Source organism: Limosilactobacillus mucosae DSM 13345 (genome assembly GCF_001436025.1).
GTDB classification, from domain to species: Bacteria; Bacillota; Bacilli; order Lactobacillales; family Lactobacillaceae; genus Limosilactobacillus; species Limosilactobacillus mucosae.
In genome coordinates this window covers 11,992-35,930 of sequence record NZ_AZEQ01000011.1, presented here as the reverse complement: position 1 = coordinate 35,930, position 23,939 = coordinate 11,992, and the positions used below count along the sequence as shown (strand labels likewise).

The window sequence follows — 23,939 nt, the reverse complement described above, 5'->3', positions numbered from 1 at the left end:
GGTTAGCAGAACAAAAAAGAGGATGATAAAAGTGGAACATAGAATTGATTGGGATCAGTATTTTATGATGCAGGCGGCCTTACTGGCTTCCCGCAGTACTTGCCAGCGACTGTCGGTTGGCGCCGTCTTGGTTCGTGACAAGCGGATTATCGCTGGCGGATACAATGGCTCGGTTTCAGGCGATGATCATTGTCTGGACGCGGGCTGCTATTTACGTGACGGTCATTGCGTGCGGACGATTCATGCTGAAATGAATGCAATTCTGCAATGTGCCAAGTTTGGTGCCTCAACGGATGGCGCGAGCCTTTATGTCACCGATTTTCCTTGCCTGCAGTGCACTAAGAGTCTTTTACAGGCTGGAATCAAAGAGATCAATTATATCCGCAATTATCATAACGACGACTATGCAATGAAGCTGATTCGCTTGAAACATGTCGCTTTACACCAGATCAAGCTTGATACCAACATTTTGGAAGAAGCCCATTTGGACCAGTACATCAATCCGCAAAAGCCATTTAAGGATTGATTGATTCACGGTGGCTTTTTCCTGCCCTAACCGCTGCTTTGGTTACCGGGATTATCCTGGGCAGTCAGCTGTGGCTGTGTCTGCTGCTGCTCTATTTGCTGTTTCGCGTTTGGACGCTGCATGATTTTACAACGATCAAGCTGGTGCTTTTAGCTGGTTTGACGACGATCCTGATTTGCGGCTATGCGCTTTATAATGCTCGGACTAAGCCGCTGACAACGCCGCAGCCGATTGAATGCAATTTTAAGGTACTGCCTGATCAGATCGTAGTTAATGGCAATTTAGTTCAGATGCAGGGAACCAATCTGAATTCAGGCGAGCGTGAATCAGTGGTCCTAAGACTGCGTTCTTCACAAGAAAAGGCGGCGCTGGTTCACAACCAAGCCGTGCTTTTTTGGCAGATCAAAGGCCAAGAGCAGCCAATCATCGGTCCTACCAATTTTGGCCAGTTTGACTACCAAAAGTACCAGTGGCGACATCATATCTATAATGAGATTCGGGCACAAAAATGGCATTGGCAGCCGCAAAAACCACATACGCTGATTGAACGCTGTCATTGTCTAAGAATTGGTCTGCATCAGTATTTTCAGACGCTGCCCTCGCCGCTGAGCGAGTATTGCGATAGTCTGATCATTGGCCTTAATACCTTTAAGACCACGCAGCTGTTGAGTTCAGTCAAAAAACTGGGTGTGATTCATCTATTTTGCATCTCAGGCATGCACGTGGTTTTATTGATTGCAATTTTAAGAGGACTTTTGATCCGGTTGCGGTTTAATATTGAAACGATCGACTGGCTTTTAATTGCTCTGCTGCCGTTTTATCTGATTATTGGCGGTGGTGCGGCTAGTCTGATTCGAGCATCGATTATGGCTGAAGTGCGCCTTTTGAGTCATCGGCTGCGTTTTTCAAGAGTTGATGCCTGGTCGATCAGCCTAGTGATCGGCATTCTGCTTGATCCATACGTTTTGTTGACGCTTGGCGGACAGCTGAGCTATTTGATGTCTTTGCTGATGCCGTTGTCGCTAAGAAACGTTTCGGATCTAAAAAGAGCATTTTGGCTGAATCTGGTCAGTCTGCCCAGCCTGTTTCATTATATTTATGAGGTACACTTATTAAGCACGCTGGTCAGCTGGCTTCTGATACCATTATTCGGCACGGTACTGTTTCCGCTTACGCTGCTGGCGGCTCTGACTGCCAGCTGGCTGCCGCTTTTGGCATACAGCTTTAATCAAATGCTGAAGCTGCTGCATCGGATTTTGGACCAATTGGCTGCTGGGCCAGGCATGCTGGTGTTTGGTCAACTATCTTCACCTGGGGCTATTATAATTCTGCTTTTGACTTTGTGGCTGTTGGCAGAGCCTGCTAAAAAAAGCAGCTGGTATATTTTGGCTGCTGCTTATTGTGTGGCTTTTTTGTCGATTCATCTAGCGCCAGCTGGTGAGGTGACGTTTGTAGATATTGGTCAGGGCGACTGTGCGATTGTGCGAACGCCGTTTAACCGCCAAGTAGTGATGATTGATACGGGTGGCCGACTGCAGTATCGTCTGCCGCAATGGGCCAAGAGTCAGACGACCAGCGATATGGCAGCCAGAACTTCGATCAGCTATTTAAAGAGTCGTGGCATCACGCGACTTGATGCTGTTTGTCTAAGCCACAGCGATGCTGATCATATCGGCTATCTGCCAACCGTACTCAAATCAATGCACGTAAAAAAGGTGCTGGTCCCCAGTGGAATGGAGCGTAATCCGAAATTTAAGCGCCTGGTCAGTCAGCCGCTTAAAGTCATACCGGTGCGAGCCGATCACCAGCCCAATGATCTGCCCTTAAAGGTGCTGCATCCCTTTAAATCTGGGACGGGCAAAAATGAAGACTCAATGGTGCTGGCAGGACGCTTTGGATCACTTGACTTTGTTTTTACCGGTGATCTGGATCGCAAAGGAGAACGGGCCGTTATTGATCGCTATTCACAGCTGAGAGCCGACGTTCTGAAATTAAGCCACCATGGCAGCCGAACTGGCAGCGATCCTAAATTTCTAAGCCGTCTGCAGCCGCGTTACGGTATCATCTCAGCCGGTCGCTTTAATCGCTATGGTCATCCTAATTCCGTGACGATAAAAAATCTGCGGCGTTTGGGGATTACACCGGTTTCTACTCAGCAGTATGGGATGATCAGCTATTGTTATTATCAAAATCAAGGATATTGGAAAACAAGACTAAAAGGGGATGAATTAAAATGGATGTTGCCACCTTACGCCAACAGCTAAGCAGCCAGACGCCGGCAATGATCTATGTAATATTGGGAACACAAGGAATTTTGCAGCAACAGGCGCGTGATGCTTTTATGAATCTGATTCCTGAAGCAGAGCGGGTGATGAACGTTGGCAGCTACGATATGGAGACGACGCCGCTTTCGGTTGCGCTTGATGATGCAATGTCGGCACCTTTTTTTGGCGAACGGCGCTTGGTTTTGATCAACAAGCCATATTTTTTAACGGGTAATCCTGCCAAGGTCAAGGTCAATCATGACTTAGACGCATTTAAAAACTATCTGGAACATCCTGAGCCGTCAACGGTACTGGTATTAATGGCACCTTATGAAAAACTTGACAATCGCAAGGGACTGGTCAAAGAACTGAAAAAAGTCGCAGTTGAGGTCAGTGCGGCGCCTTTAAGCGAACAGGATGCCCGCCATCAGGTTGAACAAAAGCTCTTAGGTGACGGTTACCGCTTGGAAAACGGTGCGATGGATGAACTAATCAGACGTACCAATGCCGATTATGGCTTGATGATGGGGAACGTTGAGAAACTAGAGCTTTTGGCATACCAAAGCAAACGCATCAAACGCGATGACGTGATGGGGCTGGTACCACAGTCATTGGATGAGAACGTCTTTGATCTGATTACGGCAGTCTTAAAAAGAGACCAGGCCAAGGCGTTGGATATCTACCAGCAGCTTTTGGAAACCAATCACGAGCCGCTGCAGCTGAATGCACTGTTGGTCAGTCAGTTTCGACTGCTGATTCAGATTAAGGTATTGAGCAAGCGGGGGCTGAGCCAGGGAACGCTGGCCAGTCGGCTTAAAGTGCATCCATACCGGGTTAAGCTTGGTATGCAGACGGCGCGTCGCTTCCAAATGAATGATTTGGTAAGAGCCTATTTAGGTCTTATTCGCTGTGAAAAAGCCTTAAAAACGACTTCGCGCGAGCCAGAACTGCTGTTTCAGCTGTTTATGCTGCAGTTTGCTAAAAAAGCTGGGTAAAACAAAAAACCGATGCCGCTGAGACATCGGTTTTTTGTTTTATTTAAGCACTACTTGTTGTAACGAGCCGTCAGACGGGACTTGTCACGAGCAGCCTTGTTTGCCTTGATCAGGCCCTTGGAGTGGGCACGGTCAATAGCGGAAATAGCTGCCTTGTACAGGTCGTCAAGGTTTTCGGCGCCGGCTACCTTAGCCTTGTCGAACTTCTTAACAGCCGTGCGCATTTCGCTCATTTGGGAAGCGTTGCGTGCTTGGGCCTTTTCGCTGGTCCGTACACGTTCGATTGCTGATTTGATGATTGGCATGAATTTCACCTCCGTTAACCCGGTTTAATTAGTTGACCAGAATTTTTCAACATTTGTCATTATACAAAAGTCAGTTGGCGATTGCAATAGTCTTAGTCCTATCGTTTGAAAAAAGGCTTTGTTGGTTGCAATTTTGCTCAGAATCCGTTATATTATCAAAGGCTGCTAAAAACGGCCCATGCCTCTTCTCGGTTCAGCGATCCTCACCGACGCTCTACCTAGAACTCGGCGCATTAAAATTTGAAAGGTGGGAATAGCAACATGGCTATCTCTAAAGAACGCAAAAACGAAATCATCAAGGAATACGCTACGCACGAAGGCGACACGGGTTCAACTCAAGTTCAAGTTGCCGTATTGACTGCTGACATCAACGAACTGAACAACCACCTGCGTACGCACAAGCATGACTACCATTCACAACGTGGTCTGATGAAGAAGATCGGTCACCGTCGTAACCTGCTGGCTTACCTGCGTCGTACTGACCTGCAAGCTTACCGTGAACTGATCAAGCGTCTGGGCCTGCGTCGTTAATCCTAACGTCTGCTCAGATCTTAAGTCTCGACAAATGTCGGGGCTTTTTTTGTTGCTCTTTTTAATTAAAATTTTTCATGGATAGAATGGTTAATTATCAATCTGTGTTGATTCTGTGGTAAGATGAATAACAGCAATTATGAACGAATAAATTGCCATGAGCCGTCCAGGACCGTGGCGCGTTTAAATACAATCATAAAGGAGCAAACATGAGCAAGATTAAGATTACGCCTTTTGGGGGCGTGCACGAAAACGGCAAAAACATGTATGCCGTCGAGGTTGACGAACAGATTTTTATTTTGGACTGCGGTTTAAAATATCCGGAAAACGAACTGATGGGAATTGACGTGGTCGTACCGGACTGGTCATTTTTAAAGGACAGTGCCGATCGCATCGTCGGGGTCTTTTTAACCCAGGGCCATGCCGATGCAATTGGTGGGTTGCCGTATTTCCTGGCTGATTTTAACGTACCGGTATTTGGGAGCGAATTGACGATTGCCCTGGCTAAGCTGGCCGTTAAAGACAGTGCCGACAAGAAAGTCAAAAAATTCAATGACTTCCATGTTGTTGATGCTGCTACTGAAATCGACTTCAACGACGTTACGGTTTCATTCTTTAAGACCACGCACTCGATTCCTGATACCATGGGGATTGTTTTGCAGACGCCAGAAGGCAACATTGTCTATACCGGTGACTTTAAGTTTGATCAAACGGCTGCTGAAGGCTATCGGACCGACTTGGCTCGGCTTGCTCAGATTGGCCAGCAGGGAGTCTTGCTTTTGCTGTCTGATTCGGCCGGTTCTGGGATTACCGGCATGAATACCAAGGAAAAAGATATTGCAGCCTACATTCAAGACACTTTTGAAGCTGCTCCAGGACGCGTGGTGGTTGCCAGCGTAGCCTCAAATATTATGCGCGTTCAGCAGATTTTAAACGCGGCAGCGGCAACGGGACGCAAGGTGATTCTTTCCGGCCATGACCTGGAACAGATCATTGACACGGCTATGTCTCTTAATAAGCTGAAGATGCCAGAAGACGACCTGCTGATTACGCTGGAAGAAGCCAAGAAACTGCCGCCAGAGGAACTGGTTGTCTTAGAAACGGGCAAGATGGGTGAGCCAATCAAGGCGCTGCAGCAGATTGCCAATGGCGACAATAAAAACATCACGCTCAACGAGAACGACCTGGTTTTTGTTACGACGACGCCATCGTACGCGATGGAAACAACGGTGCAAAAGACTGAGGACATGCTTTACCGGACTGGTGCCAGCGTCAAGTTTATTGCGGCTGATCTGAATCCATCCGGTCATGCCAACCAAAATGATGAGCAGCTGATGCTTAACTTTATGCGGCCACAATGGTTTATGCCGATTCAAGGGGAATATCGCCTGCTTGATCAGCATGCCATTTTAGCTGAAGAAGTTGGCATTCCGGCTGACCACATCTTTTTGACTAATAAGGGCGATGTCTTGACCTATGAAGACGGGGCATTCCATTTAGGGGCCCACGTTGAGGTTGGCAATACCATGATTGATGGTACCGGGGTTGGTGATATCGGCAATATCGTGCTGCGTGATCGCCGCGTATTGTCCGAGGACGGCATCTTTGTAGTCGTGGCAACGATTGACCGTAAAAAGAAGAAGATCGTGGCGCGGCCGCAGATTACCTCGCGCGGTTTTGTTTTCGTTAAGACCAACCGGCAGCTGATGAAGCAAAGTGCCGATCTGGTTGAAAAAGTCGTGCAGGAAAACCTTGATCAAAAAGAGTTTGACTGGACGCATCTTAAATCTGACGTGCGCGAAAAGCTGAATCGTTTCCTTTTCAATCAAACTAAGCGTCATCCGGTAATTTTGCCGGTGATCATGGAAATCAATCAGCATCCAAAGCGCAAAAATCACTCTAAAAAGACTAATGATAAGGCCAATGAAGAATCAACGGCCAAAAAGACTGTCGCTAAGCGTCGCGGACGAGGCCGCGGAGCCAAGCGTCAGCGTAAAACCGAAGCCAAGGCAGGCAAATAATCAGCAGCGTGAGCATCAGCCAATGCTCGCGCTGTTTGACTTTTAGAAAGGAATTTTAAGACTATGACGCCTTTACAACAAGAGCAGTTTCATCAAGCAGATCAGTTGCTTGACCAGCAGCACTATCATGAGGCCGCCCAACGGTTTGCCGCTTTGTATGAAGAGGTTGACGAGTTTGCTATTAATCGCCAGCTGGTAAGAGCATTATATGAAGATCAGCAGTATGCTGAGGCCGCTTTTTATGCAATTGAGCATCTCAATGACTATGTGACTTCTAAAGAGCTGATGCAGCTATTGATCAACGTTGAGCTGCATGCCCAAGCGTTTATTGACGTGCGCGTGCAGCTGAATGCTCTGCCAAAATGGTATGATGAGTTTATTGGTCAGGTCGAGCAGGCCGAAAATGAGTTTGCCGCTCACTATCAGACGACGCTGAACAGTCAGCTAAAACAGTTCTACCACTTGGGCGATGGCAGTTTTAGCGAACAGCAGCGTCGTTTTAGAGCTGCCAGTCACCTGCCGCTTAAGCAGTATCTGATTGGGGCCAAGTTCTTGGTGCGTGATCCGTTTGTCAATCCGTTGATCAGATCAAGTCTGATGCAAATATTGCAGCGATTGCATCTTACGGGAAAGATTGCCATTTATTGGCTGGATGAACGAGAGCATTTGATTGATCTGGCAAAACTGTCGGATGTTGAAGCGATACCGGTTGTTTCACAGGTTGAAGAAATGATCAAACGAGATTTCAGCCAGCAGGATCCATTGTCATATCAGATGTTTGACCAAGAGTTTCGCCTGCAGCTGGCCTTTTTATATCCCCTGGTTGAATTGGCGATTCCTGATGCAGGCGCTTGGTATCAGGCTTTGACGGCTTATTCTAAAAGTACTGATCAGGATCAGGACGTTATTTTGGCTAAGCAGTGGCAGAATCAGATTGCACGTCTGGCTCAGTAACTAGGCATGCATTAAAAAGTTTCGGTTAAATTCATTTACAAATCAGGGGAGAGCTGATATTATAATTAAGAATTCTTTCGGAAAACCGGTTTTTAAACTTTTAATTGGCTCCCGGAAGTAGTACAATTTTCATTAAGGGTGTGTCAGACAATGTTTTGGTTGTCTGGCATTATACTTGTAATTTATCAGGAGGATTTCATTAATGGCTGAAAAAGAACATTATGAACGTACTAAACCCCATGTAAACATTGGTACTATTGGCCACGTTGACCATGGTAAGACTACTCTGACTGCTGCTATCACGAAGGTTCTGGCAGAAAAGGGTCTGGCAAAGGCTGAAGACTACGCTGATATCGACAACGCTCCAGAAGAAAAGGAACGTGGTATCACTATCAACACGGCCCACGTTGAATACGAAACGGAAACGCGTCACTACGCACACATCGATGCCCCTGGCCACGCCGACTACGTTAAGAACATGATCACTGGTGCCGCACAAATGGATGGTGCTATCCTGGTTGTTGCTGCTACTGACGGTCCTATGCCACAAACTCGTGAACACATTCTGTTGGCTCGTCAAGTTGGTGTTCAATACATCGTTGTATTCCTGAACAAGACTGACTTGGTTGACGACGACGAACTGGTTGACTTGGTTGAAATGGAAGTTCGCGACCTGCTGAGCGAATACGATTTCCCTGGCGATGACATTCCAGTTGTTCGTGGTTCTGCTTTGAAGGCTCTGGAAGGTGACCCTGAACAAGAAAAGGTTATCCTGCACCTGATGGATGTTATCGACGAATACATCCCAACTCCAAAGCGTCCTACTGACAAGCCATTCATGCTGCCAATCGAAGACGTCTTCACTATCACTGGTCGTGGTACTGTTGTTTCCGGTCGTATCGACCGTGGTACCGTTAAGGTCGGCGACGAAGTTGAAATCGTTGGTCTGAAGGACGAAATCCTGAAGTCTACTGTTACGGGTGTTGAAATGTTCCACAAGACGCTGGACCTTGGTGAAGCCGGGGACAACGTTGGTGTTCTGCTGCGTGGTATCGGCCACGACCAAGTAGAACGTGGTCAAGTTCTGGCACAACCAGGCTCCATCCAAACGCACAAGAACTTCAAGGGTGAAGTCTACGTTATGACGAAGGAAGAAGGGGGCCGTCACACGCCATTCTTCTCCAACTACCGTCCACAATTCTACTTCCACACTACTGACGTTACGGGTACGATCGAACTGCCAGATGGCGTAGAAATGGTTATGCCTGGGGACAACGTTACGTTCACTGTTTCCCTGCAAAAGCCAGTTGCCATTGAAAAGGGTCTGAAGTTCACGATTCGTGAAGGTGGCCACACTGTTGGTGCCGGTGTCGTTTCTGACATCCTGGACTAATTTCAAATTAGTGCAATTAATCAAAGAGCAAGCAGATTTCTGCTTGCTCTTTTTTTGTTCTTTGTCAAATCGGATTGGCGAAGATCAATTCCCTGCTTCAAAAATGAAGTGGGGAATTTTTTAGGCGCGGATACTGTCAATGCATCGTAACAGACTGAAATTACTGATATAACCTGTGTAGCTGCTAAAAATCAAGGCAATGACATTCAGTCAGAGATGGATTGATTAGCCGCAGCTAGGAAAACAATTGAAAATTATTTTTGATTTATTCTTACCAGGCTTGCACATTGATGGCCTGGTTTTTGATTTCCGAACAATCGCATTTAAAACCTTTTACAAAAGCTAATTTAAAAATCAAATGCGAACATTCGCAATTTTATCGTTTTAGTATATTGCAAAAATCCGAAAATTGTTGCATAATCAAATCTTGTTTGTTGGATTAAATGCATAGGAGATGAATTTTAATGGGTCAAAGCACGAATAACTCGCCTGCTTCTACCAATATTTTAGAGAAATGGTTTCATTTAAGCGAGCAGGGCACGACGATCAAGCGTGAGCTGCTCGCGGGTCTGACGACTTTTGTTTCAATGGCTTACATTCTGTTTGTCAATCCCAGCGTCTTGGGAATGGCCGGCATGAATAAGGGTGCGGTTTTTACGGCAACGGCATTATCTGCAATTATCGGCTGTTTATTGATGGCATTTTTAGCCAATTATCCGATTGCCATTGCACCTGGTCTTGGTGATAACGCGTTCTTTACATACTCGGTGGTTCTGGCAATGGGGATCTCATGGCAGACTGCGATGGCTGGTGTTTTTGTAGCATCGGTAATCTTTACGATTCTTTCTTTGATGAAGGTGCGTGAAGCCGTGATCAACGCGATTCCGCATGATTTGAAACTGGCCATTGCGGCTGGGATTGGTCTGTTCATTGCTTTTGTTGGACTGCAGGGCGGTGGCCTGGTCGTTGCCAGCAAGAGCTCATTGGTTCAATTAGGTTCACTGACGGTACCAACGACCTGGCTGACGATCTTTGGGGTCTTAGCGATTGCACTGTTGATGGCTAAACGAGTTCCTGGATCAATCTTTATCGGGATGATTCTGACGACGCTATTGGGCTTGTTTACGGGCCTGATTAAGATGCCTGCTCATATTATTTCGTTAGCTCCTTCCATGAAGCCAACTTTTGGCGTGGCGCTGACCAACCTGGGTAAGGTTAATACGCCGCAGATGTGGGCCGTGGTGCTGATCTTCCTTTTGGTGGCATTCTTTGACACGGCCGGAACACTGGTGGGTTTGGCACAACAGGCTGGTTTAATGAAAAACGACCGGATGCCGCGGATTGGCCAGGCTTTGATGGCAGATTCAATTTCCATGCTGAGTGGTTCGGTAATGGGGACTACGCCAACGGCTGCCTACGTTGAATCATCGGCTGGGATTGCAGTTGGTGGTCGAACGGGATTGACTGCGTTGACGGTCGGCGTTTTGTTTGCTTTCAGTCTGCTGTTCAGTCCGCTGCTGACGGTGGTTACGACCCAGGTTACGGCACCTGCACTGATTATTGTTGGTTCGCTGATGGCCAGTTCATTGGCGGGTATCGATTGGCTTCATTTTGAAATTGCCTTTCCAGCATTCATGGTGGTTGCCGGTATGCCTTTGACATACAATATTTCTTACGGGATTGCGTTTGGCTTTATTCTCTACCCGCTGACGATGACGGTTGCAGGACGGCGTAAAGAAATCAATTGGATCATGTGGACATTGCTCTTTGTCTTCATCTTGATGCTGTATGTCTTAAACGTATTACCATAACGACTATTAAAATGGCTCGATCGAAAGCGGTCGTGCCTTTTTTATAATATTTTGACAGAAATGAAAGAGGCTTCAGTCATGATAAAAAAAACAGAACTAAAACACTTGATTGATGTGGCAGCTGGTCGCGTGCCAGCTGACGTAGTGATTAGAAACGCGCAGATCGTGGATGTCTTTTTAGGAACCATTCGGCGAGGCGACGTGGCCTTGGCAGCTGGTTATATTGCTGGAATCGGTGAGCGTTATGAAGGACAGCAGGTGGTTGATCTGGCCGGGCGCTTCTTGCTGCCAGGGTTGATTGATGCTCACATTCATGTGGAATCTTCCTATGTTTCGCCTGAGGAATTCAGCCGGATTTTTGTCCCATGCGGAACGACAACTGCTTTATGCGATCCGCATGAAATTGTCAATGTTGCCGGTTTAAAAGGCTTGGAATACATGGAGCAGGCTGCCAAACTGGCAAAAATGGATATTCGTTACCTGATGCCTTCTTGCGTGCCTTCGACTCCTTTTGAGCATGCCGGCGCCAACCTTAGTGCTTTAGATATGGAACCGGCCTTAAAAAATGGTACCGTGGATGGCTTGGCTGAATTAATGAATTATGTCGGCGTCGTCAATAATGATGATAAGATGATTGACGAGGTTATGCTGGCCAAAAAGTATCATCGGCGGATCGATGGTCATGCGCCGCAAGTCTTTGGCAAACTGCTGAATGCCTATGCGGCTGCGGGCGTAGCTAATGATCATGAATGCTCAACGGTTCAAGAAGCCAAAGATCGTCTGGCTTGCGGGATATATGTTCTGCTTCGGCAGGGAACGACTGAGCATGACTTGAAAAATCTCTTGCCAGTCGTAAACCCGCAAACTGCTCGCCATTGTCTTTTGGCTGGCGATGACGTCCAGGCAGTCACGGCAATGAAGCTGGGCCATCTGAACAACAGCATTCGGATCTGTATCGAGCAGGGCCTTTCTCCGATTACGGCTATTCAAATGGCCACCTTAAACGCAGCTGAATACTGCGGGTTAAATGATCGTGGTGCCATTGCTCCCGGCAGACGGGCTGATTTGGTAGTCGTAGATGATTTAAGAAGTTTTCATGTGGAACAGACCTGGATCCTGGGTGAGAAAGTGGCTCAAGATGGCCAGTATCTGCCAAAGGTTCAGCGCTATCCAATCGATGCGGTGGCAACCTCCATGCACGTTAAGCCGTTAGCCAGCGATTGTTTTAAGCTGCATCTGACTGGTAAGCCGGTGCGGACGATTAAGGTGATTCCGGGGGAGGTCTTGACTGATGAAGCAATCCGTCAAGTCAGTCATGATGAAACCGGTGATTTTGTCTACGATCAAAGTCAAGATGTGGTTAAATTAGCAGTTATTGAGCGTCATCACGCCACCGGCAAAATGTGTACGGCACTGGTCAGCGGATATGGCATCAAGCATGGCGCGATTGCCATCTCAATCGGTCATGACTCCCACAATATCATGACAGCCGGGGTCAGTGATTCTGAGATGCTGGCAGCTGTTGCTGAACTGATCAAACAGGGCGGCGGCGTTGTCATGGTAAAAGATCAAAAGCCAATTGCCCGCATGGCGCTGCCGATTGCTGGTTTGATGAGTGATCAGCCGGCTGAACAGGTCGTGGCGGCCCAAAATCAGATCAATCAGACTGCTTACCAAGAGCTGGGAATTCCAGAAAATATTGATCCAGTCATGTCACTGAGCTTTTTGCCATTGGCAGTAATTCCAAAATTGAAATTGACGGATGAGGGGCTCTTTGACGTTGCCAATGGTCGGTTTGTAACGCTCGAAGTCGATGATCAGGCTTAAATTGGCGATAATTAATGCGAATAGTTGAAATCCAGGGCACTGTACGGTAAACTATTAAAGTATGTACGGGTCGCTGTCATTTGTGATATGAGCAGCGACCAGTTGAAAACTGCAAGTTATTGGAGGAAATGAAATGTCAGCAAAATGGGAACGCGACAGCGAAGCCAGCAAAGGGACATTAACTTTTGAAATCGACGTTGAAACGGCTAAGAAGGGTATTGACCAAGCCTTTAAGCGTACGCAAAAACGGATCACGGTTCCTGGTTTCCGTAAGGGCCACGTGCCACGTCAACTGTTTAACCAAATGTACGGTGAAGAAGCTCTGTACCAAGATGCTTTGAACATCGTGCTGCCAAAGGCTTACGAAGATGCTGTTAAAGAAACCGGTATCGAACCAGTTGACCAACCACAAATCGATGTTAAGAGTCTGGAAAAGGGTCAGCCATGGGTACTGACTGCCGAAGTTGCCGTTAAGCCAGAAGTTAAGCTGGGCGACTACAAGGGTATGGAAGTTCCAGCTCAAGACACGACGGTTTCCGACAAGGAAGTTGAAGACGAATTGGAATCCAAGCGTCAACAACAAGCTGAACTGGTTCTGAAGGAAGACCAACCAGCTGAAAACGGCGACACGGTCGTTATCGACTACGTAGGTTCCGTTGATGGCGAAAAGTTTGACGGCGGCTCTGCTGACAACTACTCGCTGGAACTGGGCTCAGGCGCCTTTATCCCAGGATTTGAAGACCAACTGGTTGGCCACAAGTCTGGCGAAGACGTTGAAGTTAAGGTAACCTTCCCTGAAGAATACCATGCACAAGACCTGGCCGGTAAAGAAGCCGTCTTTGAAGTCAAGCTGCACGAAGTTAAGGAAAAGCAACTGCCAGAAATGGACGACGAATTTGCCAAGGACGTTGACGAAGACGTTGACACGCTTGACGAATTGAAGGAAAAGACGAAGAAGCAGCTGCAAGAACAAAAAGAAGACGCTGCTCACGCTGCCATTGAAGATGCTGCTATTGAAGCTGCCGTTAACAACGCTGAAACGGAAGAAATTCCACAAGCAATGCTGGACGACGACACGGACCGTCAAGTACAACAATACCTGATGGGCATGCAGCAACAAGGCATCAATCCTAAGATGTACTTCCAAATCACTGGTACTACTGAAGACGACCTGCGCAAGCAATTCGCCAACGATGCTGCTAAGCGGGTTAAGACCAACCTGGTTCTGGAAGCAATCGTTAAGGATGCCAACCTGGAAGCAACCAATGAAGACATCGATGCTGAAATCAAGGACCTGGCTGCTCAATACGGTATGGAAGAAGATGCCGTTAAGAAGGCTCTGTCCAAGGATATGCTGAGTCACGACATTCAAATCAAGAAGGCCGTTGACCTGGTTACGGATTCTGCTAAGCAAGTTGAATCCAAGGACGCAGAAGAAGACAAGTAATCTTTGAAATTGCGTTAAAAACAGTTGCAATCAGCACTGTTAAAACAACATAGGGGCCCAGCGTTCGGTTATCCGGGTGCTGGGCCCTGTTGTCGTACTGAGTCGATCATTTTTTATTTAAGCCTGCCTGTCGTATCGATGATGGTTTGAATTATTCGAAATTTGGCCGACAGTTTGGTATGATAAACACAATCATTTTAAGAGGAGGACGCAAGATGTTTGAAGATACCAGTGGCATGGATGCCGTGCACTGTTCTTTTTGTGGCAAGTCGCAAGACGAAGTAAAAAAGATCGTTGCCGGTCCTGGCGTCTACATTTGCAACGAGTGTGTCGATCTTTGCCAGCAGATTATTGAACAAGAGCTGGCCGAAGATCACGCTAATGAAACTTTCCGCGTACCAACGCCGGCCGAAATCGTCAAGGAGCTTAACGACTATGTAATCGGGCAAGACGATGCTAAAAAGACGCTGGCCGTAGCGGTATATAATCACTATAAACGGGTCAACGCCATGATGACGGGCGACAACAACGAAACTGATCTGCAGAAGAGCAACATTGCCATTATTGGGCCGACTGGTTCTGGGAAGACCTATCTGGCACAATCACTGGCAAAGATTTTGAACGTGCCATTTGCGATCGCTGATGCGACTACCTTAACTGAAGCCGGCTATGTCGGTGAGGACGTTGAAAACATCATTTTGAAGCTTTTACAGGCCGCTGACTTTGATGTTGAACGAGCTGAAAAAGGTATTATCTACATTGATGAAATTGATAAGATCGCCAAAAAAGGCGAAAACGTCTCAATTACCCGTGACGTTTCTGGCGAAGGGGTTCAGCAGGCACTGCTTAAGATCCTGGAAGGCACGATTGCCAACGTTCCGCCGCAGGGTGGCCGTAAACATCCGCAACAGGAGTTTATTCAAGTTGATACCAGCAATATTTTGTTCATTGTTGGTGGGGCCTTTGATGGAATTGAAAATATTGTCAAGGAACGCCTGGGTGACAAGACGATTGGTTTTGGAACGGATACTGGCGAGCTGCAGGACGTCAACGAAAAGAACATCCTCCAACACGTCATTCCAGAAGATCTGCTTAAGTTTGGGCTGATTCCTGAGTTCATCGGCCGCTTGCCAGTTTTGACGGCGCTGCAAAAATTGGATGAAGATGATCTGGTCCGCATCTTAACGGAGCCAAAGAATGCTCTGGTCAAGCAGTATCAGGAACTGATCCGCTTGGATGGCAGTCAGCTGCAGTTTACGGATGGTGCCTTGCGGGCAATGGCTCAATTGGCAATCAAGCGAAATACTGGGGCGCGTGGACTGCGTTCGATCATTGAAGACGTAATGCGAGACGTCATGTTTGATCTGCCAAGCCGCAATGACGTTGCCAAGGTCGTAATTGACAAGCGCTGCGTGGAAAGCCATGGCGAGCCGCGTTACGTATTAAAGGACGAAAAAGCTTCATAACAGGCAGAAAGGGTCAGCAGTGACCCTTTTTTAACGGAGGAAAAACAGATTATGGAAGTTCATCACGTTGACTTAACGATCAGCGCGGTTGCTGAAGAACAGTATCCGAAGACCGACTACCCAGAGATTGCTTTGGTTGGTCGGTCGAATGTCGGCAAGTCTTCTTTGACCAATGTGTTGATCAATCGCAAAAACTTCGCTCATACCTCTAGTCAGCCCGGCAAGACACAGACGCTGAACTTTTATAACGTTGAAGATCAGCTCTTTTTTGTCGATGTCCCTGGCTATGGCTATGCCAAGGTCTCCAAAAAGCAGCGCGAAAAATTTGGCAAGATGATTGAAACTTATCTGACCACACGTCCGCAGTTAAAGGGTGTAATTGAATTGGTTGATGCCCGTCATGCACCAAGCGACGATGACGTAGCCATGTATCAGTGGTTGAAATACTACCAGGTACCGCTTTTGGTAGTCGGCACCAAGATCGATAAAGTCAAACCTAGCGCACGAACGAAATCGATCTCGCAGATTACCAAGACGCTGGGGATGACTGACACGCCACTGCAGCTTTTCTCGGCTGAGACTAAATTCGGCAAGGATGAAGTCTGGCAATGGATTGAAGCTCGCATGCACGATCAAAAATAGCAGTTTTTGATCAATCAGTCATGAATCAGCAAAAAGGGCCCCATGTCCGGAACTGACCGGATACGGGACCCTCTTGCTTTCTTATGATGCAAAACGATTATTGCTTGTTTTTGTCGCTGGCTTCTGTCTGGTCAGCCGACTTGGCCTTTTCCTTGGCTTTTTCTTTTGGATCGATTGCCAAGTCGTTGAACAGTTTTTCCAGCTTTTGATTGCGTTGTGTTACCAAACCCATGGCTGGCCCTCCTTTAATTGCTGCTTGCAAATATCCTATCACAAACTGGAAATGACGTAAATCAACTTACAGGCGATTCTTTTGCGACCAGCTGCCAGTCTGTACTAGAATTAAAGATAATTAACTAATTGGAGGCGTTCAATGACCACACAGCGAGTGGAGCATAAGCTGATGCTGCTGCCGGATAAGCCCGGATGCTATTTAATGAAAGACATCAATGGTCAGATCATCTATGTCGGCAAGGCAAAGAATCTCAAGAACCGGGTCCGCTCGTATTTTAAGAGCAGTCATACGGGGAAGGTCGCGGCAATGGTTGATCAGGTCGCGGATTTTGATATCATTACCACCGATTCTAACAAAGAGAGCTTTCTGCTTGAGATTACGCTGATTCAAAAACATCAGCCTTACTATAACATCAAGCTTAAGCGGGGAACCGGCTATCCTTACATCAAGATCACCAATGAGCGTGACCCGCGCATTGAGATTACCGGTCAGATAAAAAAAGATGGTGCCTATTATTTTGGCCCTTATCCAAACGTCTACGCAGCGGAAGAAACGCTGCACTTTATTCAAAAGGTCTATCCGCTGCGCCGTTGCCGAGGACATCAAGGACGGCCCTGCCTTTACTATCACATGGGACAGTGCCTGGGTGCCTGTTTTAAAGAAGTTCCGCGGGAAGACTATGATGCTCAGATCAAAAAAATCAAGTCGTTTCTAAATGGCAACACTGCCAGCGTCAAAAAGCAGCTGTTGGCCAAAATGAAACAGGCCAGTGCTGATCTTGAATTTGAAAGAGCGGCCGAGATTCGCGATCAATTGCACTATATCGAGGTCACGGTTGAAAAACAAAAAATCATTACCAACGATAAAACGCCGCGTGATCTGTTCAACTTTTATATGGACAAAGGCTGGCTGAGTATTCAAGTATTCTTTATTCGCCAGGCAAGGCTGATGAAACGAGAAAAGCGACTGTTTCCGGTAGTCGACACGGCAGCTGAAGAAATGACCAGCTTTATTCTGCAGTTTTATAACCGTAAAAACAATATTCTGCCTAAAGAGATTCTCTTACCAGTCGGGCTGCCCAATCATGAAATCAGTGAGATTCTGGGCGTACCGGTGCGAACGCCGCAGCGGGGAGAAAAACGTGATCTGATGCACATGGCTTATGAAAACGCCCAGTTACAGCTGAATGAGAAATTTCGGCTGCTGGAAATGGATCAGGCTAAAACCAGCGGCGCAATGAAAGAGATTACGGATGCTTTAGGTCTTTCAGAATGCCATAAAATCGAGGCTTTTGACCATTCGCATATTCAAGGTGCCGATCCGGTCAGCGCCATGGTAGTCTTTATTGATGGCGAGCCGATCAAAAAGCTGTACCGCAAGTATAAATTGAAAACGGTAATCGATCATGCGGATGAAGCGGCCAGTACGCGCGAAGTGATTCGGCGTCGCTACAGCCGGCTGCTTAAAGAGGGGCAGCCTCTGCCCGATCTGATCTTTATGGATGGGGGCGAGATTCAGATGGACGCGGCCCGCGATGTCTTGGAAAATGAGCTGAATCTGGCAATTCCAGTCGTAGGGATGGTCAAAAACGATAAGCATAAAACGGCTGATCTTTTATATGGTCAAGACGATCATCACGTTCATCTTGATCCGCGCAGTCAGGGATTTTATCTGGTACAGCGGATTCAAGACGAGGTGCATCGATTTGCAATTACCTTTCATCGCAGCGTGCATACCAAACATTCGCTGAGTTCCCGACTGGACGAGATCAAGGGCGTGGGACCAAGAACGCGCAATAAGCTGTTAAAAGCGTATGGCTCATTGGATCGAATCGCTGATGCCAAGGTTGAGGATATCCAGGCACTAGGGATCAATCAAAAGACGGCCCAACTGATCAAAATATCTTTGCAGGGCAAGGCCGATGTGGCAAAAGGCAGCAGTCATGACTGATTTTGACGCCCGCCTGATTTTTCCTTATACTAGACTTAGCAGTCACTATTTTAAGAACGGAGAATATTTTCATGGCTAACATGTTTGTGGATCAAATAAAAATTGAAGCCCATGCCGGAAAAGGCGGTAATGGGATGGTGGCTTTTCGGCGCGAAAAGTACGTTCCCAACGGTGGTCCAGCCGGTGGCGATGGTGGTCGCGGCGGCAGCATTATTTTAAAGGTCGATCCGGGCTTGCGAACCTTGATGGACTTTCGCTACCACCGGATTTTTAAGGCTAAAAATGGCCAAAACGGGATGAGCAAGCAGATGACGGGGGCAGCTGCCTCTGATCTGGTCGTGGCCGTGCCCGAGGGAACCACGGTACGCGATCTGGATACGGGTGCGATCATGGGCGATCTGACGCAGCCTGGCCAGGAATTGGTAATTGCCAAGGGCGGTCGTGGCGGTCGCGGCAACATTCACTTTGCCTCAGCCAAAAACCCAGCACCGGAAATTGCTGAAAATGGCGAGCCGGGTGAGGACCGCTACTTGGAACTAGAATTAAAGATGCTGGCCGATGTTGGGCTGATTGGTTTTCCATCCGTGGGCAAATCAACGCTGCTTTCGGTCGTTACTGGTGCTAAGCCTAAGATTGCCGCTTATGAATTTACAACGCTGGTGCCTAATCTAGGGATGGTCATGCTGCCGGACGGTCGTGATTTTGCAATGGCTGATATGCCTGGCCTGATCGAAGGCGCGTCGAAAGGGGTTGGCCTGGGCTTGACGTTCCTGCGTCATATCGAACGCACGCGGGTATTGCTGCACTTGATCGATATGGGCAGCCAGGACCCCGAACAGGCTATTGAACGCTATCATCAGATTAATCATGAGTTGGCCGCGTATGATCCTGAGCTGTTAAAACGCCCGCAGATCATTGTTGCTACCAAGATGGATCTGCCGGACGCTCAAGAAAACCTGGCGCACTTTAAGGAGATGCTTGCTCAAGACGATACGTTTGCTAAGATGCCGCCAGTCGTGCCAATCAGTGCGATTACGCATCAAGGCGTGCAGGGGCTGATGCAGATGACGGCGGATCTGCTTGATCAGACGCCAGCCTTTGACAGCGAGCACCATGACAAGCTGACAAGCGTCGAATATCGTGCTAAGGAAGCCGAACCAGACTTTACGATTACGCGTGACGATGACGGCACCTGGGTCTTAGGCGGCGAAAAACTGACGCGCCTGTTTAAGATGTCCAACCTTGATCATGAAGACGGTCAGCTGCGATTTGCTCGGCAGCTACGGCATATGGGCGTTGACGATGCATTGCGGGCTAAGGGCATCGAAAATGGGGATTTGGTACGAATTGAAAAGTTTGTTTTTGAATTTGTCCAATAATCGACGATAATAGAAGACAGAATAGGAAAATGATTTATGCAGATTGAATTCTTAGGAACCGGTGCCGGGTCGCCAAGTAAGCAGCGCAACGTTTCCAGCATTGCCTTAAAGCTGTTGGAAGAACGCAATGCAGTCTGGCTGTTTGACTGCGGTGAGGCTACTCAGCACCAGATCTTGCGGACGACGATTCGCCCCCGCAAGATTGAAAAAATTTTTATCAGCCATCTTCACGGTGACCATATTTTTGGCCTGCCGGGTCTGCTTAGTTCACGATCGTTTCAAGGCGGCAATGAGCCATTGACGATCTATGGTCCCGTTGGTATCAAGGAGTTTGTCAAGACCGCGTTAAAAGTCAGCGAATCGCGTTTGAGCTATCCCTTGAAATTTGTTGAGCTGCGTGATGATGGCGAGATTTTTAGCGACAAGACGTTTACGGTTTATACCAAAAAGCTCAATCACAAGATCGCCTGCTTTGGCTATCGGGTGGTTGAGCATGATCATCCAGGCGAATTACAGGTCGAAAAGCTGCGGGCTGCCCAAGTACCATCAGGACCAATCTATGGGCAACTTAAAGCCGGTAAGGTCGTTGAGCTTCCGGATGGACGAGTGCTGGATGGACATGACTTTATCGGCGCGCCGCAAAAAGGTCGGGTGATTACGATTATCAGTGATACGCGTCATACGCCAGCGGCCATCGAACTGGCTAAGGATGCCGACGTCTTGATTCATGAGGGCACCTTTGCCAAGGACGAGACCAAGATGGCGCGCAGCTACTACCATTCAACCAGTGGTCAGGCGGCAATGACGGCAAAAAAGGCGCATGCTAAGAAACTGCTGCTGACGCACATCTCGGCACGCTATACCGGCAAAGCGGCCTATCAGCTGGCCTACCAGGTTCGCGATATATTCCCTGACACGCGCGTCGTTAATGATTTTGATATAGTTGACGTACCATTTAAATAGAGGTGATGGCAATGATGAAGCGAATGAAGGCATTACGGATGCTGCGCAATAAGGTTGTTTTGATTACTGGCGGATCTAGCGGCATTGGCAAAGAACTGGCTTTAGAAGCAGCTCGCCGCGGGGCAATCGTTGTGGTTTGCGCGCGTGATCTGGAAAAGCTCAATCAGGTTGCCCAGCAGTGCCTGATTCTTTCTGGTCGCCCATCATTTGCCTATCAATTGGACGTCACTGATCCGGATCGCGTCGATGAGGTCTTGAATACGATTCGGCATGAGGTTGGCGAAATCGATGTTTTGGTCAATGCGGCCGGTCTGGGCGACTTTACCGCGGTTAAAAGCCAGTCGCGCACGGTCATGAAACGCATGGTTGACGTCGACTTGCTGGCATTGATGTATCTGAGCCGCTGCGTAGCTAAGCAGATGATGGATCAAGGTTTTGGCGCCATTATCAATCTAGGCTCTTTGGATGGCAAGATTCCGACCCCGAATGCGGCTGCCTATTCAGCAACCAAGGCTGGCGTGATCCAGTTCGACAATATTCTGCGCATGGAAGTAGCCGATTATGGCGTCCAGGTGTTGACGGTCAATCCAGGCCCGGTTGCCACGTCGTTTTTTGACAAGGCGGATCCTGATGGCAGCTATCTAAGCAAACTGCCGCGCTGGATGATCGTGCAGCCGGCGGAACTGGCTAAGCAGGTTTGGGCTCATGTTGGCTATGAGACCCGTGAGATCAACGTACCAGGCTGGACCTCCTGGCTTTCATGGGGCTATCAGGTGTGGCCAGGACTTGGCGATTGGGCAATCAAAAAGTTCTTTGACTATCAGCAGGACAAGCGCAGTCTATAAACAGACGACGACCGGGACTGAAACAGGTTCCGGTTGTCATGTTTTAAAGGAATGGTGAAATAATGGAAGCGCGCTATGCGTGGGAATTGTCCCAAAATAAAGACCAGCAGCTGGCAAAAGAGCTTCAAGAACAATGTCAGCTTTCACCGCTGCTGGCACAATTATTGGTCCAGCGCGGCATTGATTCGGTTGAAAAAGCCAAGCAGTACTTGGATCCACAACTGGCCGAACTGCGCGATCCCTTTGAGCTGCATGATATGCAAAAAGCAGTTGATCGAATTCAAGCCGCCGTTGCCAATGGTGAAAAGATCGTCGTCTATGGCGATTATGATGCAGATGGCATTACCAGTACGGCGGTTATGTATGAAACGCTGGATGAGGTGGGAGCTCAAGTCGAATTTTTTATTCCTAATCGGTTTACTGACGGCTATGGTCCCAATCTTGATGAATATCAGCGCTTGATTGATGGCGGTGCTCAGCTGATCGTTACGGTCGACAATGGCGTTTCCGGTGCCAAGGAAATTGAGTATGCCAATTCACGCGGCGTTGACGTTGTGATTACCGATCACCATGAATTGCCGGCCCAGCTGCCTGAAGCCGCCGCAATCGTTCATCCCAAGTTTCCTGGCAGTGAGTATCAAGGCGGTGATCTTTCGGGAGTCGGCGTTGCTTTTAAGACGGCCTGGGCACTGACGGAAGAGTTTCCCCAAGAGATGCTGGATCTGGTAGCAATTGGCGAATTGGCCGATCTGGTTGACGTTACCGGTGAAAATCGGGCATTGATTACCTGGGGCCTCAAGCAGCTGCGTCAGGGAATGCGGCCGGGACTCCATCAGCTGGTTAAACTGGCCAAGCTCAATGAGGATCGGCTGACTGATCAAGACATCGGCTTTGGCATCGCACCCCGCTTGAATGCACTGGGTAGAATTGACGATGCCAGCGAAGGCGTGCTGCTTTTAACGACCATGGATGATCGCGAAGGCAAAGAGATTGCTCAAGAAGTCGAAAATGCCAACCAAACGCGCCAACAGCTGGTAGCAAAGATTACTGATGAGGCTTTAAAACAGGCCCGTTCAGCCGAAAATGCAGATCGATCGACGCTCGTGCTGCTTGGGCATGAATGGCATCAAGGCGTTTTAGGCATCGTTGCCAGTCGCGTTGTTGAAGAAACCGGCAAGCCCACGATTGTTGCCAGCGTTAATGATGGCGATGAGATTGCCAAGGGTTCTGGACGCAGTCGCGACGGTTTTGATCTATTTATGGCACTGCAAAAGCATCGTGATTTGATGACGGCATTTGGCGGTCATGCACAGGCATGCGGGATGTCATTTACCATTGACCAGGTTGATGAACTGCGGCAGGCCTTGGAACAGGAAGCCGTTGAGCAGGGACTTTTCGAAGCAGGATCGGCTAAACTGGAGCTGGCGGCTGAACTGGGACCTGATGACATCAACGAAGATCTTTATGATCAGCTGCAGTGTCTAGCGCCGTTTGGTCCCGGCAATCCAGAACCGGTTTTTGCAATTCATGCTGATCGAATCAACAACGTCAAAACAATGGGCAAGGCTCAGGAACATCTAAAGTTTGAGCTGCGGGGACAAAAACGCAGCGCGGCCGTGGTGGCGTTTGGCAAGGCTGAGCTGGCGCCATTGCTGCTGGCTGGCGTACCGGTAACGATTGCGGCTACGGTGGGGATTAATGAATGGCGTGGCAAGCGGACCGCGCAATTGATGCTAAAGGACATCCAAACGCAGGGGACGGCAATTCTGGATCAAAGAACGCGGCAGCTTTTGCCAAGCATGTTTACAGAAACCGGCTATTATGTCGCCTTTGATCAGACGCTGCGGGAAAATATTGCCGGTCATGCACAGGGGACGGTTTTAAGTCCACAGACGGCCGTCAAAACCGACTTTAAGGATCAGCAGGTGACGATCGTGGACTGTCCGCCAAGTTTAGAGATGCTCAGTTCGCTTTGGCAAAATGGCGGGCAGCCGGCAATGATTCGGCTGCTGCTTTGGGAAAGAAATCCAGTCCGCTTTGGTCTGCCGACGCGCCAGCAGTTTGCGGTTTTGTATCGTTTCTTGCGTCAGTATCCTAAGATTGCCAACTATCGCCAACAGCAGCCGGTAATGGCGCGTTCGCTGCAGATGCCGGTTGAGCAGTTAAATTGGATGATTACGGTGTTTTATGAGGCAAAATTTGTTACAATAAATGATGGCGTTCTGAGACTGGCGGAGCATCCTGCCCATGTTGACTTGGAACAGACGAAATGCTATCAGCAGCACGCGGCTCACCTAAAAAGCGCGCAGGTACTGCTGTACAGCGATACGCACACGCTGCGCAAGCGAGTTGCGGCTTGGCTGATGGCAAACGAATAAGGAGAAA

At 48.2% G+C, this 23,939-nt stretch carries 19 protein-coding genes; 17 read left to right on the top strand and 2 right to left on the bottom strand.

Annotation, left to right across the window (positions count from 1 at the left end; all coding sequences use genetic code 11):
* Positions 1–31 precede the first annotated feature (31 nt).
* The 3 genes from FC47_RS05985 to holA are packed head-to-tail and all read left to right on the top strand — an operon-like array spanning position 32 to position 3,785.
* Positions 32–526 (top strand): ComE operon protein 2, encoded by a 495-nt coding sequence (locus FC47_RS05985; RefSeq protein ID WP_033934904.1) that lies wholly within the window; start codon positions 32–34, stop codon positions 524–526.
* The gene (locus tag FC47_RS05980) at positions 523–2,790 is read left to right on the top strand and encodes a DNA internalization-related competence protein ComEC/Rec2 (protein ID WP_056968402.1); all 2,268 of its coding nucleotides are present in this window, start codon (positions 523–525) and stop codon (positions 2,788–2,790) included. Before FC47_RS05985 ends, FC47_RS05980 begins: the two co-directional genes overlap by 4 nt.
* Positions 2,760–3,785, top strand: a complete 1,026-nt coding sequence (gene holA / locus FC47_RS05975) for a DNA polymerase III subunit delta (protein ID WP_006499739.1) — start codon at positions 2,760–2,762, stop codon at positions 3,783–3,785. Before FC47_RS05980 ends, holA begins: the two co-directional genes overlap by 31 nt.
* A 50-nt stretch (positions 3,786–3,835) precedes the next feature.
* Here the strand turns inward: holA and rpsT are convergent, their stop codons facing one another.
* Positions 3,836–4,090 (bottom strand): 30S ribosomal protein S20, encoded by a 255-nt coding sequence (gene rpsT / locus FC47_RS05970; protein ID WP_006499740.1) that lies wholly within the window; start codon positions 4,088–4,090, stop codon positions 3,836–3,838.
* 261 nt (positions 4,091–4,351) lie between these two features.
* Between rpsT and rpsO the strand changes: the two genes are divergently transcribed.
* The 9 genes from rpsO (at position 4,352) to yihA (ending at position 16,182) form a co-directional block, all read left to right on the top strand.
* On the top strand, positions 4,352–4,621 hold the full coding sequence (gene rpsO, locus FC47_RS05965) for a 30S ribosomal protein S15 (RefSeq protein ID WP_006499741.1): 270 nt from the start codon (positions 4,352–4,354) through the stop codon (positions 4,619–4,621).
* Between the two features lie 209 nt (positions 4,622–4,830).
* Entirely contained in the window at positions 4,831–6,642 is a 1,812-nt protein-coding gene (locus FC47_RS05960) for a ribonuclease J (protein WP_006499742.1), read from the top strand.
* A gap of 63 nt (positions 6,643–6,705) precedes the next feature.
* Complete coding sequence (locus tag FC47_RS05955) at positions 6,706–7,596, top strand: hypothetical protein (protein ID WP_056968401.1); 891 nt, start codon at positions 6,706–6,708, stop codon at positions 7,594–7,596.
* A 202-nt stretch (positions 7,597–7,798) separates the two neighbouring features.
* Complete coding sequence (tuf, locus tag FC47_RS05950) at positions 7,799–8,989, top strand: elongation factor Tu (protein ID WP_006499744.1); 1,191 nt, start codon at positions 7,799–7,801, stop codon at positions 8,987–8,989.
* Positions 8,990–9,453: 464 nt separating this feature from the next.
* Positions 9,454–10,800: an NCS2 family permease gene (locus tag FC47_RS05945; RefSeq protein ID WP_006499746.1), complete on the top strand. Its 1,347-nt coding sequence runs from the start codon at positions 9,454–9,456 to the stop codon at positions 10,798–10,800.
* 81 nt (positions 10,801–10,881) lie between these two features.
* Positions 10,882–12,627: an adenine deaminase gene (gene ade, locus FC47_RS05940; RefSeq protein WP_056968416.1), complete on the top strand. Its 1,746-nt coding sequence runs from the start codon at positions 10,882–10,884 to the stop codon at positions 12,625–12,627.
* Positions 12,628–12,760: 133 nt separating this feature from the next.
* Positions 12,761–14,074: a trigger factor gene (gene tig, locus FC47_RS05935; protein WP_056968400.1), complete on the top strand. Its 1,314-nt coding sequence runs from the start codon at positions 12,761–12,763 to the stop codon at positions 14,072–14,074.
* 215 nt (positions 14,075–14,289) lie between these two features.
* Positions 14,290–15,540, top strand: coding sequence for an ATP-dependent Clp protease ATP-binding subunit ClpX (clpX, locus tag FC47_RS05930; protein ID WP_006499749.1), 1,251 nt, complete (start codon positions 14,290–14,292; stop codon positions 15,538–15,540).
* 51 nt (positions 15,541–15,591) lie between these two features.
* The gene (gene yihA / locus FC47_RS05925) at positions 15,592–16,182 is read left to right on the top strand and encodes a ribosome biogenesis GTP-binding protein YihA/YsxC (protein WP_006499750.1); all 591 of its coding nucleotides are present in this window, start codon (positions 15,592–15,594) and stop codon (positions 16,180–16,182) included.
* Between the two features lie 97 nt (positions 16,183–16,279).
* Here the strand turns inward: yihA and FC47_RS11025 are convergent, their stop codons facing one another.
* Positions 16,280–16,414 carry an SPJ_0845 family protein gene (locus FC47_RS11025; protein ID WP_258442021.1) on the bottom strand — a complete coding sequence of 45 codons (135 nt, stop codon included), beginning with the start codon at positions 16,412–16,414 and terminating at the stop codon, positions 16,280–16,282.
* Between the two features lie 141 nt (positions 16,415–16,555).
* On the opposite strand from FC47_RS11025, the gene uvrC reads away from it, so the two are divergent.
* The 5 genes from uvrC to recJ all read left to right on the top strand — a co-directional run bounded on the left by uvrC (position 16,556) and on the right by recJ (position 23,932).
* Positions 16,556–18,367 carry an excinuclease ABC subunit UvrC gene (gene uvrC / locus FC47_RS05920; RefSeq protein ID WP_033935672.1) on the top strand — a complete coding sequence of 604 codons (1,812 nt, stop codon included), beginning with the start codon at positions 16,556–16,558 and terminating at the stop codon, positions 18,365–18,367.
* Between the two features lie 71 nt (positions 18,368–18,438).
* Positions 18,439–19,746: a GTPase ObgE gene (gene obgE / locus FC47_RS05915; protein WP_006499753.1), complete on the top strand. Its 1,308-nt coding sequence runs from the start codon at positions 18,439–18,441 to the stop codon at positions 19,744–19,746.
* A 36-nt stretch (positions 19,747–19,782) separates the two neighbouring features.
* Positions 19,783–20,709, top strand: coding sequence for a ribonuclease Z (gene rnz, locus FC47_RS05910; protein ID WP_006499754.1), 927 nt, complete (start codon positions 19,783–19,785; stop codon positions 20,707–20,709).
* 11 nt (positions 20,710–20,720) lie between these two features.
* A complete protein-coding gene (locus FC47_RS05905; protein WP_045025450.1) occupies positions 20,721–21,554 on the top strand; it encodes an SDR family NAD(P)-dependent oxidoreductase in 834 nt (277 codons plus the stop codon).
* 62 nt (positions 21,555–21,616) lie between these two features.
* Positions 21,617–23,932, top strand: a complete 2,316-nt coding sequence (gene recJ / locus FC47_RS05900) for a single-stranded-DNA-specific exonuclease RecJ (protein ID WP_081036748.1) — start codon at positions 21,617–21,619, stop codon at positions 23,930–23,932.
* Positions 23,933–23,939 lie beyond the last annotated feature (7 nt).

Coding starts and splice junctions, on each gene's coding strand:
- rpsO (WP_006499741.1), top strand. CDS start 4,352: ATGGCTATCTCTAAAGAACGCAAAAACGAAATCATCAAGGAATACGCT.
- holA (WP_006499739.1), top strand. CDS start 2,760: ATGGATGTTGCCACCTTACGCCAACAGCTAAGCAGCCAGACGCCGGCA.
- obgE (WP_006499753.1), top strand. CDS start 18,439: ATGGCTAACATGTTTGTGGATCAAATAAAAATTGAAGCCCATGCCGGA.
- recJ (WP_081036748.1), top strand. CDS start 21,617: ATGGAAGCGCGCTATGCGTGGGAATTGTCCCAAAATAAAGACCAGCAG.
- rpsT (WP_006499740.1), bottom strand. CDS start 4,090: ATGCCAATCATCAAATCAGCAATCGAACGTGTACGGACCAGCGAAAAG.
- yihA (WP_006499750.1), top strand. CDS start 15,592: ATGGAAGTTCATCACGTTGACTTAACGATCAGCGCGGTTGCTGAAGAA.
- FC47_RS05905 (WP_045025450.1), top strand. CDS start 20,721: ATGATGAAGCGAATGAAGGCATTACGGATGCTGCGCAATAAGGTTGTT.
- tuf (WP_006499744.1), top strand. CDS start 7,799: ATGGCTGAAAAAGAACATTATGAACGTACTAAACCCCATGTAAACATT.
- FC47_RS05960 (WP_006499742.1), top strand. CDS start 4,831: ATGAGCAAGATTAAGATTACGCCTTTTGGGGGCGTGCACGAAAACGGC.
- FC47_RS05955 (WP_056968401.1), top strand. CDS start 6,706: ATGACGCCTTTACAACAAGAGCAGTTTCATCAAGCAGATCAGTTGCTT.
- tig (WP_056968400.1), top strand. CDS start 12,761: ATGTCAGCAAAATGGGAACGCGACAGCGAAGCCAGCAAAGGGACATTA.
- FC47_RS11025 (WP_258442021.1), bottom strand. CDS start 16,414: ATGGGTTTGGTAACACAACGCAATCAAAAGCTGGAAAAACTGTTCAAC.
- rnz (WP_006499754.1), top strand. CDS start 19,783: ATGCAGATTGAATTCTTAGGAACCGGTGCCGGGTCGCCAAGTAAGCAG.
- clpX (WP_006499749.1), top strand. CDS start 14,290: ATGTTTGAAGATACCAGTGGCATGGATGCCGTGCACTGTTCTTTTTGT.
- uvrC (WP_033935672.1), top strand. CDS start 16,556: ATGACCACACAGCGAGTGGAGCATAAGCTGATGCTGCTGCCGGATAAG.
- FC47_RS05945 (WP_006499746.1), top strand. CDS start 9,454: ATGGGTCAAAGCACGAATAACTCGCCTGCTTCTACCAATATTTTAGAG.